General features: G+C 71.1%; 3 protein-coding genes and 1 pseudogene. 3 read left to right on the top strand and 1 reads right to left on the bottom strand.

Annotated features, from left to right (window positions below; translation table 11 throughout):
• Positions 1–614: NsdA family TPR-like regulatory protein (locus AC5LUJ_RS15925; protein ID WP_493465192.1), on the top strand; the 614-nt coding region annotated here is incomplete at its 5' end.
• Between the two features lie 49 nt (positions 615–663).
• The gene (locus AC5LUJ_RS15920; RefSeq protein WP_493465191.1) at positions 664–1,734 is read left to right on the top strand and encodes a UDP-N-acetylmuramate dehydrogenase; all 1,071 of its coding nucleotides are present in this window, start codon (positions 664–666) and stop codon (positions 1,732–1,734) included.
• A 231-nt stretch (positions 1,735–1,965) separates the two neighbouring features.
• Here AC5LUJ_RS15920 and AC5LUJ_RS15915 read toward each other — a convergent pair whose 3' ends face one another.
• Positions 1,966–2,331 (bottom strand): hypothetical protein, encoded by a 366-nt coding sequence (locus AC5LUJ_RS15915; RefSeq protein ID WP_493465190.1) that lies wholly within the window; start codon positions 2,329–2,331, stop codon positions 1,966–1,968.
• Between the two features lie 639 nt (positions 2,332–2,970).
• Between AC5LUJ_RS15915 and AC5LUJ_RS15910 the strand changes: the two are divergent.
• Positions 2,971–3,839: pseudogene (locus tag AC5LUJ_RS15910) on the top strand (hypothetical protein); the annotation flags it as partial.

Here is a 3,839-nt window from a genome sequence, read left to right as displayed (position 1 = left end):
CCGAACTCGCCGCCGCCGTCGTCTCGTGCCTCAGCTACCTCGCTCTGTGGATGAACTCACCCGCGAACGCCGTCAGGCTGATCCGGATGGCTCGCCAGCGGTCCGCAGGACACGTCAGCCCGGTCACCGCCGCGCTACTCGCAAGCCGCGAGGCCCGTGCCCACGCTTCCAGCGGCTCGACCGCTGAGTGCGCGCAGGCGCTTGACGAGGCCGCCAGCCTGCTCAGCGCACAAGCCGCTTCGCCAATCCCACCGCCCTTATGGACGTACTGGGTGACCGAGGCAGTCCTCGTCGCCGACGCTGGCCGCTCCTGGCTGGAAGCGGGACGGCCGGAGCAGGCCATCCCGCTGTTGCACGACGGACTGCGACTGTTCGGGCACAGCCAGCCGCGCAACCGCCTGCTGCACGGGGTATCCCTCGCCCAGGCCATGCTGCTCACCCGCCAGCCAGATGGCGCGGTCCAGGCCACCGATCAGGCACTCGCCCTGACCGCCGGACAAGACTCTGGCCGCGTCCGCAGCCGCCTCGCCGAGCTGCGTACCGCCCTCACCGCGTCAACGGCGAGCCAGGCCATCGAGGCCGCCCACAGGGTCGCGGACCGCATCCACGCGTAGCCTGGGGCCACTAAAGGTCACGCTCCGAGGGCACGAGGAGACCCCGTTCATGCGGCTGACCACGAACGTCCCACTCGCCTCGCTGACCACGCTGCGCCTCGGTGGCCCCGCCCGGGAAGTGGCCGTCCTCGACGACCCTGACGACTTTCCCGAACTCGTCGTCGCCGCCGGTCGTGCGGGGAGCGCGCCAAGGGTCATCGGGGCCGGCAGCAACCTCCTGGCTGCCGATGACGGCTATCCTGGCCTCGTCGTCCGGATGGCCACCACAGGCATACGCCTAGACACCAGCCAGGACGACGACCGCGTTCTGGTCACCGTCCAGGCCGGCCACGATCTGGAAGCCCTGGTCGCCGAGATGGTGGCCGAGGGGCTGTCCGGGATCGAGTGCCTGACCGGCATCCCGGGGACCGTCGGGGCGACCCCCGTCCAGAACGTCGGCGCCTACGGCCAAGAGGTCAGCGACACCCTTGCCAACATCCGTGCCTGGGACTGGACCACCCGCCAGGAAACCGAGATGATCCCCGTCCACTGCGGCTTCGGCCACCGTACCAGCGTCTTCAAGCACTCCAAGCGCTGGACCATCCTCACTGTGACGTTTGCCCTCACGCCCAGCAAGCTCGGGCCTCCCCTTACCTATCGCGCGGTGGCCGATGCGGCAGGAGTTCCCTTGGGCGAGCAGGTCCTCCTGGACGAGACCGTCACGGCCATCCGGCACGTGCGGGAGGAGAAAGGCATGATCCTCGACACCGGCGGCCCGGACGGCCGCACCGCGGGAAGCGTCTTCCTCAGCCCGTCCATCCCTGCGGACATGGCGCTACAGCTGCGCGCCGACGGCGCCCCCGTCAACGACTTCCCTGACGGAACGACCCGCGTTAGCGCCAGCTGGCTCATAAGCGCGGCAGGCTTCTCCCTCGGGCAGCGACTCGCCACGGGCGCCCGGATCTCGACCAGGCACTTCACCCTCGTAGCCGACGACGGAGCAACCGCGACATCCTTTGCCGACGCGGCAGCCACCGTCGCGGCGCAAGTCCAGCAGGCCACCGGGATCACCCTCACTGCCGAGCCCGACCTGCTCGGCGATCTCCCGGCCTACGCACGGCTCTCCTCACACGGAAGCTGAGTGACGCCGGTGGCCACCTCCGAGGGACGGCCGACGCGACTGGCTCGTGTTCCCTTTCCCTTGTGGCTATGTAGGTGGGAGTGGGGGCCGTTCGTTGCTGGGAGTGGGTGCCAGTTGTCGTGCGTCAGAATTCTTGGCACAGCTACGCGGTGCAGCCACTGCTGGCCCTGGAGTGATCCCGCCCGTGGACAGCGAACCTGGACGTAGCGGGCGACTTCGCGAGTCGGAGGGTCAGGTTGGCCAGTCGAGTTGTGAGTCGGGGATGCCGTGGGCCCGGCCGTATTCCCGGGCCTCGGCGCGCCCCTGGGGGTCCCCTCGCCGGTAGCAGGCTACGCGACCAGGGAACACGATGAAGCTGTCCTGGGCGGTGTGCAGGTCCACGTACCACCCAGGCGCATCCAAAGCTTCGCTCAATTGATCGGCCAGGGCCGCAGCTTCGGCGTCGGCGACATCAAAGAAGACCAGCGTCCAGACGGGGGCTTGGTCGGCGGTGACATTCGCTGGCGCCGACCGTTGGATTTTCCGGACGATGAGCGACAGGTCGTCCAAGACCGTCCCGATGCGCAGGCTCTCCGCGATCAATACTCCGGCGGCCACTGGCGGCTCCCTGGGGTCAAGGTCAGGTCCGGCGATGGGTCCGCCCAGCCTATGTGCGGATCACCACCGGCCGGTCTCCGGCGAGGCCGCGGCCGCGTCCGGGGCGGTGCGGGCTGCCTGCGGTCGTCCCGGGGGCACGTGAGGAGGCGAGGCCTGCCCGGCGGTCCGGCTTTCCGGCCGTGAGCAGTCGTCCTCACTGTCACGTGACGACTGACGGCCACCCCTCGACACCCACTGGCAGCAATGATCAACAGTCTCGATCCCGTGAATACAAGGCTGTTGCACACGCGACGCTGCCCCTCTCGAGCCCCCATCGGAACCCGATCAACCACGCACCCCTGCCACATAGCGCGGCCGGAATCCTGCCATGTACGGGGCCGGTCACACAGCGGGGTCGGCGCAGACGAGCGCGGCGGCCATATAGCGCCTTTTCCTCGCGGTAGCCTATGTTTACTCTCTTTAACTATGGTATGACCGTAGACGAGGTCGGGAAGACGGCGAAGGCCGGAGCCGCGCCGGGTCCGGGCAGGTGCCGCACCACACGGGAAGGGCCGTTGCAGGGTGGCCAACCGGACAGCCCGCAGGACGGCCGGGAGGCCGCTCCGGGCTGCTGCCCACCGGCCCCGGCATCGGCGGCCCATGCCAGCGCGAGCCGCCGGCCTGTTGATCGCCGTTGTCGGGCTGCCGGTGCTGGCCTTTGCCACCGCCGGGTCTCCCGCGCGGGCGTGGGATCGCTGCCAGGACGGGATCACAGCGCTGCTCGCCGGTGACCCACCCGGTGGGGGGTTCGCGCGCGTTATGGCCGGGGGGCTGCTGTGGCTAACCTGGACGATGGTTGTTCTTGTGATCGGTGGCCGGCTCATCGGCCTGGGGACCGGACGCCGCCGGGCGGACATGCCCGGACGCACCGCGGCCCGCCAGCCGCCGGCCAGCCCGCCCACATCGCCGACGACCCGGCCGGTACCGGCCTCGGCGGCTGGCGGCCCACCGGCCCGGACGGCCCGCGCCCCGGCCGGGTTCGTGCCGGACATCAGCATGTTCACCGTGGGAAGCCCCCCGGCCGCCGGCACCGTCGCGCGGCCAGCCCGGCCGGTTGCGCACCGGTCGTCCCCGGCGGTGTCCCGGGCGCAACCGCCAGGACACCGTCACCCCGCCAGCCCGGTCTCCGACCAGCCACCGCCCCCCGGATACGACCGGGCGGCACCGCTGCGGTTCCCCGGCCACGGGCCGGCAGCGGGCGGGGTGGAACTGCCCTCGGGGGCGTATATGGGTCCCGGGCTGACCGCGGCGATACTGGCGGTGGCGATGACCATGGCCCGCTCCCGCCGCCGGGGGACTCCCCGCCTACCGGGCAGGCCAGCCGCCCGCGGACCCTCGGGGCCGCTCCTTGGTGCGCTGCGCCGGGCGCTGCCGGGCCGGGCGCCGTGGCCGGCGACGGACGCCCCAGCCGCCGACGATCGGATCGAGGTGGGGATCGGCGCGGACGGCCGCAGCATCCGGATCGATCT

It is taken from the genome of Protofrankia sp. CiP1_Cm_nod3 (assembly GCF_982290655.1).
This window is presented reverse-complemented; position numbering and strand designations above follow the sequence as displayed.

Coding starts and splice junctions, on each gene's coding strand:
- AC5LUJ_RS15920 (WP_493465191.1), top strand. CDS start 664: ATGCGGCTGACCACGAACGTCCCACTCGCCTCGCTGACCACGCTGCGC.